Source organism: Mesorhizobium sp. M2A.F.Ca.ET.037.01.1.1 (assembly GCF_003998075.1).
Lineage (GTDB): Bacteria > Pseudomonadota > Alphaproteobacteria > Rhizobiales > Rhizobiaceae > Mesorhizobium.
In genome coordinates this window covers 1-1,186 of sequence record NZ_RZSA01001416.1, presented here as the reverse complement: position 1 = coordinate 1,186, position 1,186 = coordinate 1, and the positions used below count along the sequence as shown (strand labels likewise).

At 65.6% G+C, this 1,186-nt stretch carries 3 protein-coding genes; all 3 read right to left on the bottom strand.

Annotated elements, in window-relative coordinates; all coding sequences use genetic code 11:
* The coding region (locus EOA27_RS37255) for a hypothetical protein (protein ID WP_145970857.1) at positions 1-292 on the bottom strand (292 nt) is incomplete at its 3' end.
* On the bottom strand, positions 292-678 hold the full coding sequence (locus tag EOA27_RS37250; RefSeq protein ID WP_126082993.1) for a hypothetical protein: 387 nt from the start codon (positions 676-678) through the stop codon (positions 292-294). The genes EOA27_RS37250 and EOA27_RS37255, both read right to left, overlap by 1 nt.
* 17 nt (positions 679-695) lie before the next feature.
* The coding region (locus EOA27_RS37245; RefSeq protein ID WP_127258804.1) for a phage major tail tube protein at positions 696-1,186 on the bottom strand (491 nt) is incomplete at its 5' end.

Genomic DNA, 1,186 nt, shown 5'->3' with positions numbered 1-1,186 from the left:
GCGCATAGTCGCGCGCCGTGCGGATCGCGACATACCCCGCTGCCGCCACCGCCACGCCGGCGACCCTGCCCGCCGTCGTCCATTGCGCGAGCCGCTTCTGCCGCTCGGCCTCCTGCGCGTCCAGCAGCCGCTCTTCCGCGACCTGCGCGCGTGTCAACCGCATATTGTTTCGCGCGAGGTAGACGTCGCGTTCCGCGCGCTGGAGAGCGGTCAGATTTCGCTTGATCGTCTGGGCCCTGCCCGATGCCCGATCGAGCAGGCTCACGACCAGCTCTGCCGTCATCCTTGCCATCAGGCATCATCCTTCGGCGTGGCAAACACGAACTCCGGCACGACCTGGTGGAAGATCTCCATCAAGGCCTCGGCGTCATCCCAGGCGAGTTTCTTCAGCACGGCGGCGGGGAGATCGCAGAGCCGTGCGAGCAGCTCGCGGTTGCTGATCACGGCATTCGACCAGTCGTCGATATCCTGGAGCATGGCCGGCCGAATCCTAATCCGCGCGATCTTCCCGTCGCCGCGCGTGATCGCGCGCCGCAGCGTCAGATAGCGGTAATCGACATCGGTCAGGTCGAGGGAGACTTCCCCCTCCTCGGCGGCGGCTTCCGGCGACGTTTCGGCGGCTGTGACGGGCCCCTCGTCGGCGCCCGTCATAAAGTCCTCGATCGCGTTCTTCCCCATCTTGGAACTGCTTGCCATCATTCAATGCCCAGCAGGACGCGTGCCTTGGTCAGTTCGTCGACGCCGAACTGCCGGCGCCTGCTCGTGAAGTAGTCCCAGTAGAACCATTCCTCGTTGTCGACCGAGAGCTCGTAGTGGGTGACCTCGCCGATCTGGTGATCGTGGCCGAAGGCCGAGGATCGGTCGAAGGCGTCCGGCGCGATGCGGCTGACGATGCCGCGGATGACCGTCTTCGCTTGGAAGGCGTCGCCGGTCTGCTTGTTCTTCAGCACGCCGTAGCCGGTGAAGTTGAGCGGCTGATTGGTGCCGACGCCCATGGCGCGATAGCTCGACTTGGCGAAGCCGGCGAACTTGAAGGTCGGCTGCAGCGCCTTGATCGCGTTCATGCCGAACTCCACCTCGCCCGGCGCGCCGCCGCCGAGATGCGAGACGGTCACCTGCTCCAGCGTCGGCAGCCCGAGCGACTGGAGCTTGATGTGGTTCGAATCTTCGGGGTCCTGGTCGCCGA

What these genes read in the sequence shown, in the direction of transcription:
- EOA27_RS37250 (WP_126082993.1), bottom strand. Translation starts at nt 678, where the DNA reads ATGGGGAAGAACGCGATCGAGGACTTTATGACGGGCGCCGACGAGGGG.